Annotated in this window: 23 protein-coding genes; 8 read left to right on the top strand and 15 right to left on the bottom strand. The window is 61.1% G+C overall.

Annotation, left to right across the window (positions count from 1 at the left end; genetic code table 11):
- The first annotated feature begins 30 nt into the window (after positions 1–30).
- The 3 genes from BLV67_RS14405 (at position 31) to ppnP (ending at position 2,912) form a co-directional block, all read left to right on the top strand.
- A complete protein-coding gene (locus BLV67_RS14405) occupies positions 31–1,947 on the top strand; it encodes an acetyl/propionyl/methylcrotonyl-CoA carboxylase subunit alpha (protein ID WP_069788101.1) in 1,917 nt (638 codons plus the stop codon).
- Between the two features lie 74 nt (positions 1,948–2,021).
- The gene (locus BLV67_RS14400) at positions 2,022–2,564 is read left to right on the top strand and encodes a 3'-5' exonuclease (protein WP_017134973.1); all 543 of its coding nucleotides are present in this window, start codon (positions 2,022–2,024) and stop codon (positions 2,562–2,564) included.
- Between the two features lie 63 nt (positions 2,565–2,627).
- Complete coding sequence (gene ppnP / locus BLV67_RS14395) at positions 2,628–2,912, top strand: pyrimidine/purine nucleoside phosphorylase (protein ID WP_027603886.1); 285 nt, start codon at positions 2,628–2,630, stop codon at positions 2,910–2,912.
- A 48-nt stretch (positions 2,913–2,960) separates the two neighbouring features.
- On the opposite strand, the gene BLV67_RS14390 is transcribed toward ppnP, so the two are convergent.
- Together BLV67_RS14390 and BLV67_RS14385 are read right to left on the bottom strand one after the other, a co-directional pair.
- Positions 2,961–3,767, bottom strand: a complete 807-nt coding sequence (locus BLV67_RS14390) for an MOSC domain-containing protein (RefSeq protein ID WP_069788100.1) — start codon at positions 3,765–3,767, stop codon at positions 2,961–2,963.
- Positions 3,768–3,805: 38 nt separating this feature from the next.
- Positions 3,806–4,741 carry a chemotaxis protein CheV gene (locus BLV67_RS14385; protein ID WP_017134971.1) on the bottom strand — a complete coding sequence of 312 codons (936 nt, stop codon included), beginning with the start codon at positions 4,739–4,741 and terminating at the stop codon, positions 3,806–3,808.
- Between the two features lie 535 nt (positions 4,742–5,276).
- Between BLV67_RS14385 and BLV67_RS14380 the strand changes: the two genes are divergently transcribed.
- From BLV67_RS14380 to BLV67_RS14370, 3 genes are all read left to right on the top strand, one after another.
- Entirely contained in the window at positions 5,277–5,726 is a 450-nt protein-coding gene (locus tag BLV67_RS14380) for a hypothetical protein (protein ID WP_170875815.1), read from the top strand.
- A gap of 378 nt (positions 5,727–6,104) precedes the next feature.
- On the top strand, positions 6,105–6,998 hold the full coding sequence (locus BLV67_RS14375; protein ID WP_069788099.1) for a sensor histidine kinase: 894 nt from the start codon (positions 6,105–6,107) through the stop codon (positions 6,996–6,998).
- A complete protein-coding gene (locus BLV67_RS14370; RefSeq protein WP_069788098.1) occupies positions 6,995–7,654 on the top strand; it encodes a response regulator transcription factor in 660 nt (219 codons plus the stop codon). The genes BLV67_RS14375 and BLV67_RS14370 overlap by 4 nt, the downstream gene beginning before the upstream one ends.
- Here the strand turns inward: BLV67_RS14370 and yegS are convergent.
- Positions 7,613–8,533, bottom strand: a complete 921-nt coding sequence (yegS, locus tag BLV67_RS14365; protein ID WP_069788097.1) for a lipid kinase YegS — start codon at positions 8,531–8,533, stop codon at positions 7,613–7,615. The two genes, BLV67_RS14370 and yegS, sit on opposite strands and share 42 nt — an antisense overlap.
- Before the next feature lie 199 nt (positions 8,534–8,732).
- On the opposite strand from yegS, the gene soxC reads away from it, so the two are divergent.
- Both soxC and BLV67_RS14355 read left to right on the top strand, forming a co-directional pair.
- Positions 8,733–10,025 (top strand): sulfite dehydrogenase, encoded by a 1,293-nt coding sequence (gene soxC / locus BLV67_RS14360; RefSeq protein WP_069788096.1) that lies wholly within the window; start codon positions 8,733–8,735, stop codon positions 10,023–10,025.
- On the top strand, positions 10,012–10,596 hold the full coding sequence (locus BLV67_RS14355; RefSeq protein ID WP_069788095.1) for a c-type cytochrome: 585 nt from the start codon (positions 10,012–10,014) through the stop codon (positions 10,594–10,596). The genes soxC and BLV67_RS14355 overlap by 14 nt, the downstream gene beginning before the upstream one ends.
- Positions 10,597–11,308: 712 nt before the next feature.
- On the opposite strand, the gene BLV67_RS14345 is transcribed toward BLV67_RS14355, so the two are convergent.
- The 12 genes from BLV67_RS14345 to fleN all read right to left on the bottom strand — a co-directional run bounded on the left by BLV67_RS14345 (position 11,309) and on the right by fleN (position 21,846).
- Positions 11,309–11,701, bottom strand: a complete 393-nt coding sequence (locus tag BLV67_RS14345) for a DUF2802 domain-containing protein (RefSeq protein ID WP_056861069.1) — start codon at positions 11,699–11,701, stop codon at positions 11,309–11,311.
- Positions 11,702–12,184: a chemotaxis protein CheW gene (locus BLV67_RS14340; RefSeq protein ID WP_056861068.1), complete on the bottom strand. Its 483-nt coding sequence runs from the start codon at positions 12,182–12,184 to the stop codon at positions 11,702–11,704. It abuts the gene before it with no gap.
- A gap of 62 nt (positions 12,185–12,246) precedes the next feature.
- Positions 12,247–13,032, bottom strand: a complete 786-nt coding sequence (locus BLV67_RS14335) for a CheW domain-containing protein (protein WP_069788094.1) — start codon at positions 13,030–13,032, stop codon at positions 12,247–12,249.
- The gene (locus tag BLV67_RS14330; RefSeq protein ID WP_065911550.1) at positions 13,032–13,820 is read right to left on the bottom strand and encodes a ParA family protein; all 789 of its coding nucleotides are present in this window, start codon (positions 13,818–13,820) and stop codon (positions 13,032–13,034) included. The genes BLV67_RS14335 and BLV67_RS14330 overlap by 1 nt, the downstream gene beginning before the upstream one ends.
- A 51-nt stretch (positions 13,821–13,871) precedes the next feature.
- On the bottom strand, positions 13,872–14,759 hold the full coding sequence (gene motD / locus BLV67_RS14325) for a flagellar motor protein MotD (protein ID WP_065911552.1): 888 nt from the start codon (positions 14,757–14,759) through the stop codon (positions 13,872–13,874).
- 16 nt (positions 14,760–14,775) lie between these two features.
- Positions 14,776–15,516: a flagellar motor protein gene (locus BLV67_RS14320; RefSeq protein WP_005790033.1), complete on the bottom strand. Its 741-nt coding sequence runs from the start codon at positions 15,514–15,516 to the stop codon at positions 14,776–14,778.
- Positions 15,516–16,637, bottom strand: coding sequence for a protein-glutamate methylesterase/protein-glutamine glutaminase (locus BLV67_RS14315; protein ID WP_069788093.1), 1,122 nt, complete (start codon positions 16,635–16,637; stop codon positions 15,516–15,518). The genes BLV67_RS14320 and BLV67_RS14315 overlap by 1 nt, the downstream gene beginning before the upstream one ends.
- A 48-nt stretch (positions 16,638–16,685) precedes the next feature.
- A complete protein-coding gene (locus BLV67_RS14310; protein ID WP_069788092.1) occupies positions 16,686–18,914 on the bottom strand; it encodes a chemotaxis protein CheA in 2,229 nt (742 codons plus the stop codon).
- Between the two features lie 11 nt (positions 18,915–18,925).
- Positions 18,926–19,714, bottom strand: a complete 789-nt coding sequence (locus BLV67_RS14305; protein WP_069788091.1) for a protein phosphatase CheZ — start codon at positions 19,712–19,714, stop codon at positions 18,926–18,928.
- 18 nt (positions 19,715–19,732) lie between these two features.
- Entirely contained in the window at positions 19,733–20,107 is a 375-nt protein-coding gene (locus BLV67_RS14300; RefSeq protein WP_003192908.1) for a chemotaxis response regulator CheY, read from the bottom strand.
- 168 nt (positions 20,108–20,275) lie between these two features.
- Positions 20,276–21,016 carry an RNA polymerase sigma factor FliA gene (gene fliA / locus BLV67_RS14295; protein WP_016973417.1) on the bottom strand — a complete coding sequence of 247 codons (741 nt, stop codon included), beginning with the start codon at positions 21,014–21,016 and terminating at the stop codon, positions 20,276–20,278.
- Positions 21,013–21,846: a flagellar synthesis regulator FleN gene (gene fleN / locus BLV67_RS14290; RefSeq protein ID WP_003192912.1), complete on the bottom strand. Its 834-nt coding sequence runs from the start codon at positions 21,844–21,846 to the stop codon at positions 21,013–21,015. The genes fliA and fleN overlap by 4 nt, the downstream gene beginning before the upstream one ends.
- Between the last annotated feature and the right edge of the window lie 66 nt (positions 21,847–21,912).

Genomic DNA, 21,912 nt, shown 5'->3' with positions numbered 1-21,912 from the left:
CGAACACCCCATCATCCAAGGGATAACCCCATGCCTGCATTCACCAAAATCCTGATCGCCAACCGCGGCGAAATCGCCTGCCGCATCCAGCGCACCGCCCAGGCCCTGGGTTACAGAACCGTCGCCATCTACAGCGACGCCGACGCCCAGGCCCTGCACGTGCAAATGGCCGACGAAGCCGTCCCTGTCGGCCCCGCACCCGTCAACCAGTCGTACCTCAACATTGCGGCCATTCTCGACGCCGCCAGACGCACAGGCGCCGACGCCATCCACCCCGGCTACGGTTTCCTCTCCGAAAACGCCGCCTTCGCCCAAGCCTGCCTGGACGCCGGCCTCACCTTCATCGGCCCCAGCGTGGCCGCCATCGAGCTGATGGGCAGCAAACGCCAGTCCAAACTCGCCATGCTCGACGCGGGTGTGCCGTGCATCGCCGGTTACCAAGGCACTGCCCAGGATGACGCGACCTTGCAGCAAGAGGCTGAGCGCATCGGCTACCCGTTGATGATCAAAGCCAGTGCCGGCGGTGGCGGGCGTGGCATGCGCCTGGTCCACGGCAGCAGCCAACTGCTCGACCAACTGCGCACCGCACGCTCCGAAGCCCTCAACGCGTTTGGCAGCGACGAACTGATCCTCGAACAAGCCCTGATCGACCCGCGCCACGTTGAAATCCAACTGTTCGGCGACAGCCACGGCCACCTCATCTACCTGGGCGAACGCGACTGTTCGATCCAGCGCCGCCACCAGAAAGTCATCGAAGAAGCGCCCTGCCCGGTGATGACGCCCGCGCTGCGCCAAGCCATGGGCGAAGCGGCGCTGAAGGCCGGGCGTGCGGTCAATTACGTCGGTGCAGGCACGGTGGAGTTCCTGCTCGACCGCAACGGCCACTTCTACTTCCTGGAAATGAACACCCGCCTGCAAGTGGAGCACCCGGTCACCGAACTGATCACGGGGTTGGACCTGGTTGAGTTGCAACTGAACATCGCCGCCGGCGACGCGCTGCCGTTGCAACAGGCCGACGTGACCCTGACCGGCCACGCCATGGAGGTGCGCCTGTACGCCGAAGATCCGGCCCAGGGCTTTTTGCCGCAAACCGGCGATGTGCTGCGCTGGGAACCGGCTGGCGGCGTACGCATCGACCACGGCGTGCTGGAAGGCCAGCGCATCAGCCCGTTCTATGACGCCATGCTGGGCAAAATCATCGCCCATGGCGCCACCCGCGAAGAGGCCCGGCGCAAATTGCTGCGCGCAGTGCAAGACACGGTGTTGCTGGGCATCACCACCAACCAGGCTTTGCTGGTGGACCTGCTCAGGCACGCGGACTTTATCGCGGGCGAGTTCAGCACCGGGTTTATCGCCGAGCACTTCAATCACATTCCGCGTCACGCCGCGACAGATGAGCAGCTTGCCCTGGCCGCCGCGCTGTTTTACCAACACAGTGCCAGCGCCCACCGCCAAGGCTTGTCGGGATGGCGCAACAATGCGCCCTGGCGCTATCGCCTGACGGTGAACGAAGAGGTGCGGGACCTTGACGTCAGTGTACTGGAGGGCAACCACCTGCAAGCCAACGGCATCGAGATCCACGACCTGACCACCGACGGCCGCTGGGCCACGCTGGTGATCAACGGCGTTCGCCGGCGCCTGCCCTATCACCTGGACGACACTCAACTCTGGCTGCCGGGCGTGAAGATCATCAACCACACCCAACAGGTCGCCAGCCGCCAGGCCGACGCCAGCACCGGCGTCGTCAAGGCGCCTATGGACGGCGCGATTGTCGATATCCGCGTGAGCGCCGGTGAACGCGTCAGCAAAGGCCAACTGCTGCTGGTGCTCGAAGCCATGAAAATGGAGCATCCGCTGACGGCCGGCATCGACGGTGTGATCAAGGGTGTGCAGGTCGTCGCAGGTGATCAAGTGCGCAATCGCCAGGTTTTGCTGGAGATCGAATAACCCCCTAGGCGGAACTACACGGCCCAGCTACGCTCTATCCCCATCAGGAAAGGACGAGTACGGGAACCTGCACCATGCCCCATTGGCTGATTATTGACCTTGAAGCCACAACGGATGAAGGCGGCTGGCCCGTGACGGAGATGGAAGTCATCGAGATCGGCGCCAGCCTGGTGAACCGCCAGGGCCGCGAGCTGGATCACTTCCAGCGCTTCGTGCGGCCGCTGCGCCGGCCCCTGCTGACGCCGTTCTGTCGCCAACTCACGCATATCACCCAGGCCAACATCGACGCGGCGGCGCCGATCACCGAGGTGTGGCCGTTGTTCGAGCGTTGGCTGGGCCAGCATCAAGCGCGCCTGGAAGGCTGGGCCAGCTGGGGCGACTACGACCGCGCGCAGCTTGAACTTGAATGGCAACGCCATGGCCTGACCAGCGCGCTCGCGCAGACCGCGCATGTGAACCTCAAGCAGCGTTTTGCCAAGGCCCGCCGGCTGGACAAGCCCCTGGGGCTCAACGGCGCGCTGCAATTGGCGGGGATGCAGTTCCATGGCCAGCAACATCGGGCACTGGAAGACGCGCGCAATACCGCACGCCTGCTGCCGTTGATTTTGCCGGTCTAGGCAGCTCCCCTGGCCTTGGGCATACTGGCCGACCTTTACAGACCCTTTTCCGAGGATTCACCCATGTTCAAAGTCAACGAGTACTTCGACGGCACCGTCAAGTCGATCGCTTTCGGCACCGCAGAGGGCCCTGCGACCATCGGCGTGATGGCCCCGGGTGAATACGAATTCGGCACCGCCCAGCGTGAAATCATGCACGTGGTGTCCGGCGCCCTGTCCGTGAAGCTGCCAGACGCCAATGACTGGGAAACCTTCGCCGCCGGCAGCCAGTTCAATGTGCCGGCCAACAGCAAGTTCCAGCTGAAGGTCGCCGTAGACACCGCTTACCTGTGCGAATACCGCGGCTAAGGGTTACAGCGCAAAAAAAATGCCCGTCTCGCAGGAGACGGGCATTTTTTATTCCAGGATCGTCACGGGCATGCCGACGGCTAGTTCACCGCTGCCATCGTTAACCAGGTTCTGGCCGAACAGGACGTTACCGTCCCGCTCACGGTAGGTCTTGAGAGTCGCCAGCGGTTCGCGGTCGTCGTTGCGCTCGCCGCTGGCCGGGTCGATGGTGGTGAGGATGCAGCGCGAGCACGACTTGACCACGCGAAACTCCACATCGCCGATACGCAGGCGTTTCCAACCGTCTTCGGCGAAGGCCTCGCTGCCTTCAATCACTAGATTGGGACGGAAACGCAACATCTCCATCGGGCGGCCGATGCGCTGGGACAAGTCGTCCAACGAGGCCTGGCCGATCAGCAGCAGCGGGAAACCATCGGCAAAACCGACCTGATCGTCGTCCTTGCCATAACCCGCTTCAGTGGTACGTGCGCGTGCCAGCGGCACCTGCACCAACCGTGTGGGCTTGCCGATAAAGTCACTGACCCAGGCCGCCGCCGCATCGCCGGCATCCGGCACGCGCAGGGTGTCGCGCCAGATAGTGACGCCGCGCAACTCGGCATCGCTGCCCGGCAGCGCCACGTCCAGCGCGGCAAAGCCGGGTGAATTCAAGGTCAGGCCACCGGCGCTGTTCCACAACGCCGACAACTGGCTCATCTTCGCCACTGCCCGCTGGGTGAGGAATCGGCCGCTGGCTTCGTCCACCAGCATCCAGCGTCGATCCCCGTCCAGCCCGAGTTTATCCAGGCCGACGTGCTGCAAGGGTTCGGCCTTGCCGGACTTCAAGGGGTAACGGTACAGCGCGCTGAGACGAAGCATGGGCCTGCATTCCTGGGAAACAAAGTGTCATCCTAAAGTCAGGCGGGCACTTCGTCCAACATCAAGCGCTGGCGCACCACATCCACCAGCTTGTCGGGCTGGAATTTGGACAGGAAGTTGTCGCAGCCGACCTTCTTGACCATCGAGTCGTTGAAGCTGCCCGACAGCGAGGTGTGCAGCACCACGTAAAGGCCACGCAGGCGCGGGTCGTTGCGGATTTCGGTGGTCAGGCGGTAGCCATCCATCTCGGGCATTTCGGCGTCGGTGAAGATCATCAGCAACTTGTCGGTCATGACCTGGCCGCTGTCGGCCCAGGCCTTGAGCATGTTCAGGGCCTTGAGGCCGTCGCTGGCAATGTGCATCTTCACGCCGAGTTGCCCCAGGGTGTCGCGCAGTTGCGAGAGGGCCACATTGGAGTCGTCCACCAGCAGCACTTCGCGGCCACGGGCACGTTCCAGCACCGGGTCTTCAAGTTTTTCACGCGAGACTTTGGCGTTATACGGCACGATTTCGGCGAGGACTTTTTCCACGTCGATGATTTCCACCAACTGGTCATCGACCTTGCTGATGGCCGTGAGGTAATGCTGGCGCCCGGCGCTGGCCGGTGGCGGCAGGATGGCTTCCCAGTTCATGTTGACGATGCGATCCACACCGCCCACCAGGAAGGCCTGCACCGAGCGGTTGTACTCGGTGACGATAATTGTGCTGTTCGGCCCCGGCACCAGCGGGCGCATGCCGATGGCCTGGGACAGGTCGATCACCGGCAGGGTCTGGCCACGCAGGTTGACCACGCCGCATACAAACGGGTGACGCTGGGGCATCAGGGTCAACTTGGGCAGTTGCAGGACTTCCTGAACCTTGAACACGTTAATCGCAAACAGTTGCCGCCCGGCCAGGCGAAACATGAGGATCTCCAGGCGATTCTCACCCACCAATTGCGTGCGTTGATCTACCGTGTCGAGAATGCCGGCCATTAAAAGCTCCTGATGTGGGATTGTGCAGCTCACTTAAGGCTTGTTATCGGCGGCAAGCGCCAGACCTTGACCCTGGTAAAATGCCATGTAAATTCATTGATGTCACACTGACATCATGGTTTACTGCAATCTGCTCTCCAGCCGGCAGTACAGCGACCTTGCGCGACCTTCAAATCGGCGCAGGGTTCCGCTGCGTAAGGGATTCCCCTATGCACAATCAGGCCCGACCTGATATTCGCGATATCTAATAGCCATTAATGTGACGCCATTCTCATTGCATGAATGGAGTCAGGCTTTTGTTTGCCATACCAAGCCCTCGGCCCACGGGTCTTCCAGACTTATACGTGGCGGCAACCAAAGTTGTGCAAATGACCCGAATGACCAGGGCCTTCCACGGATACTCTGATCATTCAAGTAACGGTCCTACTGGAATTTCAGAAGCAGGCTACAGATCTCAGTCACATTTCAGCGGTAGTTTTACGCCATTCACCCAGTGCGGCATCTCATCACCCGACCTTATGTTGCGGAGACTTGTATGATGAATAGCGCAAACGAATGGCAAACTGCACTTCCCGAGTTTCTGCTCGAAGCCGAAAAGCTGTTGGCCAAGTCAGAAGAGTGCTTGCACCATTTACATCTGATTCGCAATGACAGCGATGCCGTCGACTGCATAAAAACCAGCCTGGCCAAGCTGGCGGAAAAGGCCGAAGGCCTGGCCCTGCAGGCAATCAGCGAGTTTTCCCGACATATCCAATGCCTGATCGCCAACGCCGCCAGCCCCATGGAGCTGCATGACCAGGCGCTGAATGCCCTGCATGACTGCCTGACGTTACTGGCCTGGCAACTGGAACTGATCGACATCCGTACGGGCGAACTGACGCTGGACGACAGCGAACAAACCACACTGATCGCGACCGTCACCTTGCAGATCCCACAGAAAGACTTCACGCATAAACCACAACAGCGCGTACATCACGCGTCCTGAGTGCCGGCAGGTCGTATTTGATCGTCGAGTTATGTAAAAACGACCGTACATTAAGCGGTCGACAATGATGCGCGGGCTATATATCAATTAGCCATCACCGCACTATCGATACAAACAAACCCAATTAATATAATTACCCTGGGTAAACGGCTGACTCTTTTAACTACAGAGTCAGGTTCCTCGGCGTTTGGCGCAGATTAAACCGCACCGGGTAAGGCGCCAGGCGACCAACGGTAATAGTGGTGGTACTATGCCCCGCTCGAAGTGACTCAACTTCATCATGTATAAAAAAACGTTCCAGCACCGCATTCCACACAGAGCCCTGTCAGCCGCCATGACCGGTCTTCCCGCAGCGAACCTTCAGTGGCTCCATCCGCTATGTACGCCAGCCTAAAGTCACTCGTCGCATGGTCCCTGTCCCGCAGCAATGCCCGCCGCCTGGTCCTCGCCCTGTGCCTTTGCTCGCTGTTGGTCAGCCTGTGGGCCTACACCCGCGCCGCGCCGCTGCCCTTGCTGATACTGCTGCTCAACCTGGCCACCCTGGTGGTGGTGGGGCTGCAGCAGTGGCGCTCGCGCAAGTCGATCAAGTTCCAGCCGCAGGAACTGGCCGACCGTCTGCTGCAGGTCCAGGAAAACGAGCGCCACCGCCTCAGCCGCGAATTGCATGACGATATCGGCCAACTGCTGACCGCCGCCAAACTGCAAAGCGAATGGCTCAAGCGCCGCCTGCCCGACGACCTGCAAAGCCAATGCACGGTGTTATGCAATACCTTGAACGAAACCCTGGCCAAAGTGCGCGACGTGTCCGCCATCCTCAACCCCCGCCAGTTGGCCAGCCTGGGCCTTGAGGCAAGCCTGCGCGCGCACTTGCTCAAGACCCTGGAAAACACCTCGGTGCACTGGAGCCTGGAATGCCAGCAGCGCCTGACCGGCATCCCGGAAGAAATGGCCGTGGCAGCCTTTCGCATCACCCAGGAAGCGGTGACCAATATGTTGCGCCATGCCCAGGCGCAGAATCTGCTGGTACGCCTGCAACGCCTGCCCGAAGGCCTGTCGCTGATGATCTGCGATGATGGCCTGGGCTTTTCACCGGCGCTCAACCCCAGCCTGGAAGGCCAACGGGGCATGGCCGGTATGAGCGAGCGCATCGGCCAACTGGGCGGTGCGTTGTCTGTCAGCAGCCAGCCAGGCAAAGGCACGCGCATCGAAGCGCTTTTCCCCTGGGCGCCCCGCGCCCTCGAACGGGCCAATTCCCCTAAGGTTCTCGAGTGACTTGCAACTTACTCCTGGTGGATGACCACGCACTGATCCGGGCCGGCGTACGCGCGCTGATCCAGGACATCCCAGGCTACAGCGTGATCGGCGAGGCCAGCGATGGCGCGCAATTGCTGGAGACATTCAGCGCCCTGCAGCCGGATATCGTGCTGCTCGACCTGTCGATGAAATACACCGGCGGCCTCGACGCGCTACAGCAACTCAAGGCGGCGTACCCCAAAAGCAAGGTGCTGATCCTGTCGATGCACACCGACCCGGAGCTGATCATGCGCGCGCTGGAGGCCGGCGCCCATGGCTACCTGCTCAAGGACACCACCGCCAGCGAGCTGGAACACGCCCTGCTGGCCTTGCGTAACAACGAGCGCTACCTGAGCCCGGCGATTGCCCACACGGTGATCAACCAGGCGCTGATCCGCAGCCAGGGGCCGATCTCCCCCGCCGCCGACAGCCACAACCTCACGGCGCGCCAGCTGGAGATCCTGCGTTTGATCGTGCGCGGCAAGTCCACGCGGGAAATCGCCCAGGGCCTGGGCTTGAGCATCAAAACGGTGGAAGCGCACCGCTCGCAGATCATGAAACGCCTGCAGATCTTCGACGTGGCGGGCCTGGTGTTATTCGCCGTTCGCGAGCAGATCATCAGCCTGGACGACTAACGGCGAACCCAGCGGCAAATGCACGCGCAGGGCCTTGGGCAGCGCGGAAAAACGCAGGTCATCGCCTTTCAATGGCTCGCCATCAAGGTTGATATACAGCCCTTCGGCCACCTTGATCTCGACCCAGGGCAGACGCGCACGCACAAACATATTGTCCAGGCCCCAGCCGTCACTCATCAGGGTCATCAGCGTGCCGACCACTTCCTGGGGCGCCGGCAAAATACTGATATCAAGCAAGCCATCATCGGCCAGCGCGCCGGGGCACAGCACATGCCCACCGCCCGCCTGGCGGCCGTTGCCGATACCCAGCGCAAGCAAATCGCCCTTCCAGTGAAAGCCCGGCCCTTCCAGCTCGCCATACGCCGCCTTCAACTCGCTGAAACGCGACAGTCCGGTGAACAGATACGCGGCGCCGCCCAACACTTTTTTCAGGTCTTCCGACGTATTGGCGGTGACCTGGCTGCCAAAGCCGCCGGTGGCCATATTGAGGAACATCTGCCCACCGGCCTGGCCGAGGTCGATGGCCCTGGGCGGCACATCCAGCAGCGCCAGCGCGCCTTGAGGCTCCAGCGGCACACCGGCGGCGCGGGCGAAGTCATTGGCGGTGCCCAGCGGCATCAACACCAGGCTGGCGTCGGTCTTGGCCAGGGCCATGGCCTCGGCCACGTCGCGCAAGGTGCCGTCACCACCACCGGCGATCAAGTGGGTATAGCCGTCGGCCAAGGCTTCATTGACCAGGCGCTGGGCATCGCCGCCCTCCCACGTCACCCGCACCGCCAGCTCCCAACCCTGCTCGCGCCGGGCCTGCACGGCAGCGCGCACGTCCTCATTGAGGGCTTGCTTGCCGTGCAGGATCAACAGTGCTTTGGGGGTGGTCATGGGGTCATTCTCCTGGGTTCAAGGGTTCCTGAAGGATGTGGACCTTTGCGGAGGAGAAAAAAGTCATTCGCTTGAAAATTAATTTGCCGCTGGGTTACGCCCATTTCCAAGCCTGCGATTAAAAACCGACTACATTAAAACCATTGGTGCAGCGTTTACCGCTGGTGAGTCGCCACAATTTTTGCTCAGGAGAGCCGGAATGAAGGACGACTCAACAGACGATAAACCTGCAATCACCGCCCCTTTGGCCCGCCGGGACTTTCTCGGCAAAACCGGCCTGCTGGTTGGCAGCGCGGCAATCGGTGCGGCGTTTGGCCCGCTGGCACGCGCGGCACAACCCACCGCTTTTGCAGATGAACAACTGGAAGTGCCGGCCTGGACCAAAAACTTGGGCGGCCCCACCGGTGTGCCCTACGGTAAACCGTCCAGCTTTGAGACGCAGACGGTGCGCACTCTCTACCCTGGGCTTACCGAGCGCATGTCGGCCTACAGTACTTCGCCTTTGCAGGAACTGGACGGCATCATCACGCCCAACGGGCTGTTTTTTGAACGCCACCACGCCGGTGTGCCAGCGATTGACCCGGCCAGGCACTTCCTGGTGATTCATGGGCTGACCGACACTGCCCTGCTGTTCACCCTGGATGAGCTACGCCAGTTCCCTGCCGTCTCACGCATCCACTTCATCGAATGCTCGGGCAACCCTTCATTCCTGCCGCCCTGGGGCAAAACCGCCGCTGAAGTTGCGGGCCTGGTCAGCTGCGCCGAATGGACCGGTGTGCCGTTGAAAGCCCTGTTGCAGGCGGCTGGCCTCAAGCCTGAGGCGAAATGGATTGTGGCAGAGGGCGCCGATGGCGCCGCCATGAACCGCAGCCTGCCGCTCGAAAAATGCCTGGATGATGTGCTGGTGGCCTATAGCCAAAACGGCGAAAGGCTGCGCCCCGAACAAGGCTACCCCCTGCGTCTTATCGTGCCGGGTTACGAAGGCAATACCCACATCAAGTGGCTGCGCCGCCTGCATGTCACCGACGCCCCGGCGTACAGCCGTGAGGAAACGGCCAAATACACCGACTTGATGCCGGATGGGCGGGCCAGGAAGTTCTCCTTCGTGATGGAGTGCAAGTCAATCATCACTGCCCCGTCCGGCACCCAGACACTCACCCGCAAAGGCCTGCATGAACTACGCGGAATCGCCTGGAGCGGCAACGGCACAATCACCCGCGTGGACGTGTCCGTCGACGGTGGGAACAACTGGTATGCGGCCACGCTGCAGGCGCCGGTGCTGAACAAATGCCTGACGGTGTTTCGTGCGCCCTTCGAATGGCAGGGCAAAGCAATGCTCATCATGAGCCGCGCCATTGACGAGACCGGCTACGTGCAACCCAGCCTGGAACAACTGAAAGCCGTGCGCGGGGACTTTTCGTTTTACCACAACAACGCCATCCAGCCCTGGCGCATCAACGCCAATGGGGAGGTGACCAATGGCCGTGCATAAGCTTACCGCCATCGCATTGGGGTTGCTGGGCATCGGCGTGGTTGCGTGCGCATCGACGGCTCCGAAATCCGACTTAGGGCAGCCGGTGACAGAGCACTACATTGCCAGTTGGACCATCGACGTCGCGCCCGATGGCAAAAACCTGCCCGCCGGGCAAGGCACGGTCATGGAAGGCGAAAAGGTCTATCAAACCGCCTGCCTTGGCTGCCACGGCGCCCACCTCGAAGGCGGCACAGGCCCGGCATTAGTCGGCGGTGCCGGCTCGCTGCCCACGCCCAAACCGATCAAAACCGTCGGCAGTTACTGGCCCTACGCAACCACCCTGTTCGACTATGTCAGGCGCACCATGCCCTTCCAGCAACCACAGTCGTTGAGCAATGATCAGGTGTACGCCGTGGTGGGTTATATCCTCAACAAAAACCAGATAGTGGAAGCGAACGCCACGCTGGATGCTGCCACCCTCACCCATCTGAAGATGCCCAATCGCGATGGATTCTACGTCGACGACAGGCCGGATGTGCGTGTGGAGCCTTGCTATAAGGATTGTCTCGGTAACCCGAAAACACGTTGATGTGCTTTTGGGCTTGGTACTGTGCAGGTTGAGTGGTGTGCATATCCGTTGCTGCGGTAACGGCGGCTCACTTTTGCAAGGACGCAAAGTAAGCAAAAGGTCCTCGCCCCAACACTCGGTGCCTCGCTATGCCTCGGCATGCCGGCAATCCGACAGCAACAGCAACAGCAGAGCCATACTCGGTCAAAGGTGGGAGCGGGCTTGCTCGCGAATGCGGTTTATCAGTGACAGATGAATTGACTGACACACCGCATTCGCGAGCAAGCCCGCTCCCACATTTAGACCGCGTTGCATCAGGTAGATAGGCTTTTGCTTTGCACTTGATCTGGCTTTTGCTTCAACCACTCAGGTCGGCTTTCAGGCCGCCGTGCTGTAGATCTTGATCTTGATTTTGATCTGAGTCGCCCCGTCAACCACGATGGCCGAACGCAGGCTTGAATCCGTGGGTAACCCGGCAGGACGCCGGGTTAGCCGCGGATTCAAGCCTTCGTTCTGGCATGCCGAGCCTAGGCGAGGCACCGAGTGGTGGGGCGAAGACTTTTTGGTTACTTTTGTCTGGGCCGGCATTCCGGTCTTTACAAACGTGACCCGCCGTCAGGGCGGAACCCTAAGCCGCCGTTACCGCAGCAACGGATATGTACACCGACGAACCGCCATCGCAGGCAAGCCAGCTCCCACAGTTGGACAGAGATGTCCCAATGGATCGGGCCAATCAGCCCTTGTGCAACTTGCTCATCAACTGCGCCTCAGCCTGGGTCAACCCGCACGACTGCGTCAACTCATCCACCGTCGCGCCCATGCCGACCAATTTAGCCGCCTGGGCAAACGACAAGCTTGAAGGATCACGCTGCTCAATCTGCGCCAACTTATCCGGCAATGGCCCAAGAATCGCGCGCAGTTCATGCACCTCATCCCCAACCTTCACCGCAGTTTGCTGGAAGTGATCCACACGCTTGACCAGATCCAGAATCCGCCGGTCACGCACCGCATCGCGCTCGGCCTGTTGCACGGCCAACTCCCGTTGCTGGCGCATATAGCGCAGCAGGAATGCCAACGTCCCGGCCCACAGCAGGGCCAGGACAATCACCACCGCATCAAGAAACAATCAGATGTTCTCCAGATCCGACCATTCTTCTTCGCTCATCATCTTGTCCAGCTCAACCAGAATCAGCAGTTCGCCGTTCTTGTTGCACACGCCCTGGATAAACTTGGCCGATTCTTCATTGCCCACGTTCGGCGCGGTCTCAACTTCCGACTGACGCAGGTAAACCACTTCAGCCACGCTGTCGACCATGATCCCGACCACTTGCTTGTCGGCTTCGATGATCACGATACGCGTGTTGTCGTTGACCTCGGTCGGCACCAGACCAAAACGCTGGCGGGTGTCGATCACCGTTACCACGTTGCCGCGCAGGTTGATGATGCCCAGCACGTAGCTCGGCGCACCCGGCACCGGAGCGATCTCGGTGTAGCGCAGCACTTCCTGCACGCGCATCACGTTAATGCCGTAGGTTTCATTGTCCAGTTTGAAGGTAACCCATTGCAGGATCGGATCATCCAAACCTTGTGCGGACGCTGACTTGTTCATACCCCTGACCCCTTCAGTGTGTGCTTCTTCGACCGCGCAACCGCACGGCCCTTATTGTTCAATCAACTGCGTTTGTTCTGTGGCATCGTCTTGACCGCACCGCTGGCGATCAACTCGGCCAGTTCGGCGACGTCGAGCAACGCGCACATATGTTCAATCACGGTGCCCGCCAGCCAGGGCCGTTGGCCCCGTTGGCTGCGCCACTTGATTTCATTCGGGTCCAGGCGCAACGAGCGGCTGACTTGATGCACCGCCAGCCCCCATTCGTAGCCCTGCACCGAGATCACGTATTGCAAGCCCTGGCGAAAGTCATCGCGGTAGCGGTCGGGCATCACCCAGCGCGCCGTGTCCAGCACCTTGAGGTTGCCGGCCTGGCTGGGCAGGATGCCGAGGAACCACTCCGGTTGCCCGAACAGCGGCGTCAACTCCTGGCCTTCCAGCGAGTAAATCGACCCCAGGCAAACCAGCGGCACCGCCAGGGTCAACCCGGCGACGTCGAACAGCAGGCACTCGAACGGCTCGGCCGCCCACGCCGGGCGACCATCGCCCGTGGCCGGTGGCGGCGTGATGCTCGGCGGCAGATGCACTTCCACCACCGGTTCAACCACCACGGGCGCAACCACCACGGCCACTGGCACAATCGGCACCACCACATGGGCATCACGCGCCTGCTCTTCCAGCACCGCCAGTTGGAATTCATCCAGAGCGCTTTCAGGTTCGATTACAGCAGGTTCAAGTACCAGAATCGGTTCCAGCAACTCCTCGGCCGTCGCTTCCTGCAACAAGGCGTCCAGGTAGGATTCCAGTGCCAGTTGCGGCCGGGTCTTAAGCTCAACGGGACGGTTCATCACGCCACCTGCGCCACAAGTTGCTGGGACAGCAAATGTTTGAGCAACGCACGGTAAGCCAGTACGCCACGGCTCTTGCCGTCGAACTGCGACGGCGTGAGCCCGGCACGGCTGGCGTCACGCAGGCGCGTGTCCACCGGAATGTAGCCGTTCCAGATCGTTTCCGGGTACGCATCGCGCAACACCCGCAAGGTGCCCAGCGACGCTTGGGTACGGCGGTCGAACAGAGTCGGGACAATGCTGTACGGCAGCGCCTGTTTGCGCGAACGGTTGATCATCGCCAAGGTGCTGACCATGCGCTCCAGGCCTTTGACCGCCAGGTGTTCGGTCTGCACCGGGATCACCAACTGCTGGCTGGCCGCCAAGGCGTTGACCATCAGCACGCCCAGCAACGGCGGGCTGTCGATAATTGCGTAGTCGAAGTCCTGCCACAGTTGCGCCAGGGTCTTGGCGATCACCAGGCCCAGGCCGCTCTGCCCTGGCGACTGGCGCTCAAGGGTCGCCAGCGCGGTGCTCGACGGCAACAGCGAGATGCTCTCGTTGCTGGTGGGCAGCAGCAATTGCCCCGGCAAATCTGCCGGTACGCTGCCCTTATGCAGGAACAAGTCATAGCAGCTGTGCTCCAGCGCATCCGGGTCATAGCCGAAATAACTGGTCATCGAGCCGTGCGGGTCCAGGTCGACCACGACCACACGCTTGCCCGCCTCGGCCAGCAAGCCGGCCAGGGCGATGGACGTGGTGGTCTTGCCGACTCCACCCTTTTGATTGGCAACTGCCCAGACTCTCATTCAGTTGGTTCCTCCCGGTAGGCTAAGGCGCGACCGAGACATTACATAACATTATTGAGCCGGCGACGGAGAATTGACGGCGCTCTGACGAACCGGCGGCTTAACGGTTGGCGGTGCAGTTTGTGTGCCAGCCCGCTTCAAGGCCGCATCCGGTGTTGCATTGGCAGTACCGGTGCCGGTCAGGCTGCGGCGTACATCCAGATTACGTGACACCACCAGCACCACCCGGCGGTTGCGCGCGCGGCCTTCGGCGGTGGCGTTATTGGCCACCGGCTGGAACTCACCGTAGCCCACCGATGCCAGGCGCCCAGGGTTGATGCCCTGCATCGCGAGCATGCGCACGATGCTTGAGGCCCGTGCCGAGGACAGCTCCCAATTGGTCGGGTACTGCGCAGTGCTGATCGGGAAGTTGTCGGTAAAGCCTTCGACGTGGATCGGGTTCTCAAACGGTTTGAGAATCGCCGCCACCTTGTCGATGATGGTAAACGCCTGATCGCTCGGCAACGCATCGGCGCTGGCGAACAGCAGGCTGGAATTAAGCTCGATCTCCACCCACAACTCATTGCCGCGCACGGTCATCTGGTTGGATTTGATCAGGTCGCCAAACGCCGCACTGATGTCATCGGCGATGCTTTTGAGCGGGTCGCTGGTGCCACCGATGCCGGCGGCGGTTTCGTCACTGTCATTGACCAACGGCTTGGCCGGCGTCACGGTCTTGGGCCGCTCGTCGCCAATCGGGATCGGCTTGAGCGAGCGGTCGGTGTCGTTGAATACGCCCACCAGCGCCTGGGAAATAATCTTGTACTTGCCTTCGTTGATCGACGAGATGGAGTACATCACCACAAAAAACGCGAACAGCAAGGTGATGAAATCGGCGTAAGACACCAGCCAGCGTTCATGGTTGACGTGCTCTTCAGGCTCGCGGCGGCGACGGCTCACAATCGACTCCCTCCCATCAATCCATGAAGCCCTGAAGCTTCAATTCGATGGAGCGCGGGTTCTCACCCTCGGCAATCGACAAAATGCCTTCCAGCAGCATTTCGCGGTAACGCGACTGGCGCATGGCGATCGACTTGAGCTTGCTGGCCACCGGCAACAACACCAGGTTGGCACTCGCCACGCCGTAGATGGTCGCGACAAAGGCCACGGCAATGCCGCTGCCCAGCTGCGACGGGTCGGCCAGGTTGCCCATCACGTGGATCAGGCCCATCACCGCACCGATGATGCCGATGGTCGGCGCATAGCCGCCCATGCTTTCAAAGACTTTGGCGGCGTTGATATCGCGGCTTTCCTGGGTGTAGAAATCCACTTCCAGAATGCTGCGAATCGCCTCGGGTTCGGCGCCATCGACCAGCAGTTGCAGGCCTTTGCGCGCGTAGCTGTCGGGCTCGGCATCGGCCACGCCTTCCAGGCCCAGCAGGCCTTCCTTGCGCGCGGTGAGGCTCCAGTTGACGACACGGTCAATGCCGCCCGGCAAGTCCACGCGTGGCGGGAAGATGATCCACACCAGAATCTGCATGGCACGCTTGAAGGAACTCAGCGGCGACTGCAACAGCGCCGCGCCCACGGTGCCGCCAATCACGATCAGCGCCGCCGGGCCATTGGCCAAGGCGCCGAGGTGGCCGCCTTCCAGGTAGTTGCCGCCGATAATCGCGACAAACGCCATGGTGATGCCAATCAGGCTCAAGACATCCATCAGAGGCAGGCCTCCACCAGATGTTTGCCGATGTCGTCCAGGCTATAAACCGCGTCAGCCAGATCCGCCTTGACGATGGCCATGGGCATGCCATAGATCACGCAGCTGGCTTCGTCCTGGGCCCAGATCGCGCTGCCGCCCTGCTTGAGCAGGCGTGCGCCTTCACGGCCGTCGGCGCCCATGCCGGTGAGGACCACCGCCAGAACTTTGTCGCCGTAGGACTTGGCCGCCGAACCGAAGGTGATATCCACACACGGCTTGTAGTTCAGGCGCTCATCGCCCGGCAGGATTTTGATCGCGCCACGACCATCGACCATCATCTGCTTGCCGCCCGGTGCCAACAGCGCCAGGCCAGGACGCAGGATGTCGCCATCCTCGGCTTCCTTGACGCTGATGCGGCACAGCTTGTCCAGGCGCTCGGCGAAGGCCTTGGTAAAGGCGGCGGGCATGTGCTGGATCAACACGATCGGCGCCGGGAAGTTGGCCGGCAGCTGGGTCAGCACGCGCTGCAAGGCAACCGGGCCGCCGGTAGACGTACCGATGGCCACCAGCTTGTAGGCTTTGCGCTTGGGCGCAGGCGAATGCGCGCTCGCTGCCGGGGCACGCACTGGCGCCACCGCAGGCCGGGCGATCGGTGCCGGTGCCGGGCGAGCAAACGTCGAGGTGGTCGGCGTCGGCGCGGCTACCGGCGCGGGCGCCGGTGCGCTGAACAGACTGCGACGGTTGCTGCGCGAAATGCTGTGCACCTTCTCGCACAGCATCTGCTTGACCTTGTCGGGGTTGCGCGAGATGTCTTCGAAATTCTTCGGCAGGAAGTCCACCGCACCCGCGTCCAGCGCGTCGAGGGTCACCCGGGCGCCTTCGTGGGTCAGCGAGGAGAACATCAACACCGGGGTCGGGCAGCGCTGCATGATGTGTCGGACTGCGGTGATGCCATCCATCATCGGCATCTCGTAGTCCATGGTGATCACGTCCGGTTTCAACGCAATGGCTTGATCAATCGCCTCTTTACCGTTGGTGGCCGTGCCGACCACCTGGATGGTTGGATCGGCGGAAAGAATTTCCGAGACGCGGCGGCGGAAGAAACCCGAATCGTCCACCACCAGGACCTTGACTGCCATAAACACTCCGTTAGGCGGGGCGGGCACTACCGCCCTGCCCCACCAGAATCAAATACGCCGAGCGGCGTAACGCTTGAGCATGCTCGGAACATCAAGAATCAGCGCGATCCGACCGTCACCGGTGATGGTCGCACCCGACATGCCTGGGGTTCCCTGCAGCATTTTGCCCAAAGGCTTGATGACCACTTCTTCCTGACCCACCAGTTGATCGACCACAAAGCCGATGCGCTGGGTGCCCACGGACAGAATCACCACATGGCCCTCGCGCTGCTCTTCATGCTTGGCCGAAGCCACCAGCCAGCGCTTGAGGTAGAACAGCGGCAACGCTTTGTCGCGCACGATCACCACTTCCTGGCCGTCCACCACGTTGGTGCGCGACAGGTCGAGGTGGAAGATCTCGTTGACGTTGACCAGCGGGAAAGCGAACGCCTGGTTGCCCAGCATTACCATCAGGGTGGGCATGATCGCCAAGGTCAACGGCACCTTGATCACGATCTTGGAGCCCTGGCCCTTGGTCGAGTAGATGTTGATCGAGCCGTTGAGCTGGCTGATCTTGGTCTTCACCACGTCCATGCCCACGCCACGGCCGGACACGTCGGAAATCTCGGTCTTGGTCGAGAAGCCCGGGGCGAAGATCAGGTTATAGCACTCGGTGTCGGTCAGGCGGTCGGCGGCGTCCTTGTCCATCACCCCGCGCTTGACCGCGATATTGCGCAGAATCGCCGGGTCCATGCCTTTGCCGTCATCGGTGATCGACAGCAGGATATGGTCGCCTTCCTGTTCGGCCGCCAGAATCACCTTGCCGTTGCGCGACTTGCCCGAGGCTTCGCGCTCTTCCGGGGTTTCCACGCCGTGGTCGACGGCGTTGCGCACCAAGTGGACCAGCGGGTCGGCCAGGGCCTCGACAAGGTTTTTGTCGAGGTCGGTTTCTTCACCCACCAGTTCCAGGTTGATTTCTTTCTTGAGCTGGCGCGCCAGGTCGCGAACCAGACGCGGGAAGCGGCCGAAGACTTTCTTGATCGGCTGCATGCGCGTTTTCATTACGGCGGTCTGCAGGTCTGCGGTGACCACGTCGAGGTTCGACACGGCCTTTTGCATGGCTTCGTCGCCGCTGTTCAAGCCCAGGCGCACCAGGCGGTTACGCACCAGCACCAGCTCGCCGACCATGTTCATGATGTCGTCCAGGCGCGCGGTATCAACCCGCACGGTGGTTTCGGCTTCACTGGCAGGTTTTTCCGCCACCGGCGCCGCTGCGGCACGCGCAGGTGCGGCAGCCGGTGCAGGTGCCGGTGCAGGCTTGGCAGCCACTGGCGCGGCAGCTTTGGCAGGCACAGGCTTGGCGGCTACCGGCGTGGCAGTCGCCGCGGCGGCCGGGGCCACTTCGGAGAACTTGCCCTTGCCGTGCAGCTCGTCCAGCAACGCTTCGAATTCGTGATCGGAGATCAGGCCATCAGCGCCAGGCTCAACGCTGGCAGGTGCAGCACTGGCCGCAGGTGCGGCCGCGATGGCGGCGACTTCCGGCAAGGCGTCGGCGGCAAACGTGCCCTTGCCATGCAGTTGGTCGAGCAGCGCTTCGAATTCGTCGTCGGTAATGTCGGTGCTTGCAGCCGCGGCAGGCGCTGCCGGCTCGGCGGCAGGTGCCACGGCGTCCGGGGCGAACTGGCCTTTACCGTGCAACTGATCGAGCAGCGATTCGAACTCTGCGTCGGTAATGTCTTCGCTGGTCGGCACGGCAGGCGCAGTCGGCGCAGTCGGCGCTTGCGGTGCTTCAGCCTCGGCCTTCACCGCGCTCAGGGAGTTGAGCAGCTGTTCGAACTCGCTGTCGGTCACATCCGGCTCGGCTTCAACCACAGGCTCAGGCGCGGCTACCGGCGCAACTGACGTATCGGCAGGTTCGGCCAGACGCGCCAGCGCAGCCAACAGCTCCGGCGTGGCGGCCGTGATCGGCGCACGTTCGCGCACCTCGCTGAACATGCCGTTGACCGCATCCAATGCTTCGAGAATCACGTCCATCAGTTCCGAGTCGACGTGACGCTCACCCTTGCGCAGGATGTCGAACACGTTCTCGGCGATGTGACAGCACTCCACCAGCTCATGGAGCTGGAGGAAGCCGGCGCCCCCTTTTACAGTGTGAAAACCGCGAAAAATTGCATTGAGCAGGTTCGCATCATCCGGTCGGCTTTCCAGCTCGACCAGTTGTTCGGACAGTTGCTCTAAAATTTCGCCGGCCTCTACAAGGAAATCCTGAAGGATTTCTTCATCGGCGCCGAAGCTCATGTGGGTGCTCCTTAGAAGCCTAAACTGGATAACAGGTCATCTACGTCATCCTGACCTGACACAACGTCTTCACGTTTATCGGCATGAATCTGCGGACCTTCACCCTTGGCGAGATGTTTTTGTGGATCTTTTTCCGAGAGGATCGCTTCGCGGTCATGTTCGATGCCGGCAAAACGGTCGACCTGGCCGGCCATGAGCACCAATTTGAGCAAGTTGCTTTCCACTTCGGTGACCAGTTGGGTCACGCGCTTGATCACCTGACCTGTGAGGTCCTGGTAATCCTGGGCCAGCAGAATGTCATTGAGGTTGCTGGCCACCGTGCGGTTTTCCTGTTCGCTGCGCGACAGAAAAGCGTCGACCCGACGCGCCAATTCACGAAACTCCTCAGCCCCCACTTCGCGGCGCATGAAGCGGCCCCAGTCAACGCTCAGGGCGTGTGCTTCGGTGGCCATGCCATTGACCAATGGCGTGGCGTTTTCCACCAGGTCCATGGTGCGGTTGGCCGCCGCCTCAGTCAGCCTGACCACATAGGACAGGCGTTCGGTGGCGTCAGTGATCTGCGAGATTTCTTCGGCCTGGGGCATGTGCGGGTCAATCTGGAAATTGACGATTGCACTGTGCAGCTCGCGTGTGAGCTTGCCCACTTCCTGATACAGGCCGCGGTCACGGGTCTGGTTAAGCTCATGGATCAACTGCACCGCGTCGCCGAACTGGCCTTTTTCAAGGCTTTCGACCAACTGGTGAGCATGCTTTTTCAGGGTCGACTCAAAGTCGCCCTGTGACGTTTCTTTATGCTCCATAGCTCCCCCGTGGTGACATCAGCCGTGGATGCGTTCGAAGATTTTTTCGATCTTCTCTTTCAAGGCCAACGCCGTGAATGGCTTGACCACGTAACCGTTAACCCCGGCTTGGGCGGCTTCGATGATCTGTTCGCGCTTGGCTTCGGCGGTCACCATCAACACAGGCAAGCTGCGCAGTTTTTCATCGGCGCGCACGTGACGCAGCAAGTCGATGCCGGTCATGCCCGGCATGTTCCAGTCGGTTACCAGAAAGTCGATGCTCCCGCTGTTGAGGATCGGGATTGCCGTCAGGCCGTCATCCGCCTCGACCGTGTTGGTGAACCCAAGGTCACGCAACAGGTTTTTTATGATCCGCCGCATCGTTGAGAAGTCATCAACGATGAGGATTTTCATGTTCTTGTCCAATTCGACCTCCAAGCAGTCTTAAACGCGCCCAGCACCTGGACGCGCCATTTCAATCAACAGGCGTTACACAAAAAGGACTGCCCAGGGCACCACGGCACGAACCCGCGAAAGCGTGAAGCCTTCGCGGTAGCGTCTGCAGTGTCCCCACACTGCCTGTCAGCGCGCGCGCCACTCTCCCAATCGCCCCCGCAAGCGGGCTGCGCACTGGCTATGCAACTGGCTGACACGCGATTCGCTGACCCCCAGGACCTCACCGATTTCCTTGAGGTTCAGCTCTTCGTCGTAGTACAGCGCCAACACCAGTCGCTCACGCTCCGGCAAATTGGCAATCGCCTCCGCCAACGCGCCCTGGAAACGTTCGTCTTCCAGGTCGCGCGACGGTTCAAGATGTGCACTCGCGCCGTCCTCGTGCAGCCCTTCGTGTTCGCCGTCCTGCAAAAGGTCGTCGAAACTGAACAGGCGGCTGCCCAAGGTATCGTTCAAAATCCCGTAGTAATCGTCGAGACTCAATTGGAGTTCGGCCGCAACTTCGTGATCTTTAGCGTCACGACCGGTTTTTGCTTCAATTGCGCGAATTGCGTCACTGACCATGCGCGTATTGCGGTGTACCGAACGCGGCGCCCAATCCCCTTTACGCACTTCATCGAGCATCGCCCCTCGAATGCGGATACCCGCATACGTCTCGAAACTTGCGCCCTTGCTCGCGTCGTATTTGGTCGACACTTCGAGCAGGCCGATCATGCCTGCCTGGATCAAGTCCTCAACCTGCACACTGGCAGGCAGGCGTGCCAGCAAGTGATAGGCAATGCGCTTGACCAAGGGCGCATAGCGCTCGATCAGTTCGCCCTGGCTGTCACGTGCCGACTTTTTGTAAAGGTTGTAGCCGCTGGATGTCATAGCACCGGTCCTGCGCTCGTCTGATGCACCAATCGCTCGACGAAAAACTCCAGATGCCCGCGCGGGTTGGCAGGCAACGGCCAAGTATCGACCTTCTGGGCAATAGCCTTGAACGCCAGTGCGCACTTCGAACGAGGGAACGCTTCATAGACTGCACGCTGCTTTTGCACAGCCTTGCGCACACACTCGTCATAGGGAACTGCGCCCACGTATTGTAAGGCGACATCGAGAAAGCGATCCGTGACCTTGGTCAACTTGGCGAACAGATTGCGCCCTTCCTGCGGGCTTTGGGCCATGTTGGCCAGCACGCGGAAGCGGTTCATGCCGTAGTCACGGTTCAGCAGTTTGATCAGGGCATAGGCGTCGGTGATGGAGGTGGGTTCGTCGCACACCACCAGCAGCACTTCCTGGGCGGCGCGCACGAAGCTGACCACCGACTCGCCGATGCCGGCGGCGGTGTCGATCACCAGCACGTCGAGGTTGTCGCCGATGTCGCTGAACGCCTGGATCAGGCCGGCATGCTGCGCCGGGCTCAGATGCACCATGCTCTGGGTGCCTGAGGCGGCCGGCACGATGCGAATGCCACCGGGGCCTTGCAGCAGCACATCGCGCAGCTCACAACGGCCTTCGATCACATCGGCAAGGGTGTGTTTGGGTGTCAGCCCCAGCAGAACGTCCACGTTCGCCAGGCCCAGGTCAGCATCCAGCAGCATGACGCGACGGCCAAGCTCTGCCAGGGCCAGGGACAAATTCACTGACACGTTAGTTTTCCCGACGCCACCTTTGCCGCCGGTCACCGCGATCACCTGTACGGGATGCATGCTGCCCATTTTATTTCTTTACCTTGTCTTGCTTAGACGCAGGCTACATGGCTTGGCCGCGTGAATCGCTTGCAG

The sequence above is a fragment of the Pseudomonas salomonii genome (assembly GCF_900107155.1).
In the GTDB taxonomy this organism is placed as follows: domain Bacteria; phylum Pseudomonadota; class Gammaproteobacteria; order Pseudomonadales; family Pseudomonadaceae; genus Aquipseudomonas; species Aquipseudomonas salomonii.
Note: the sequence above shows the minus strand (reverse complement) of the source record. Positions and strands in the feature narration are given on the sequence as shown.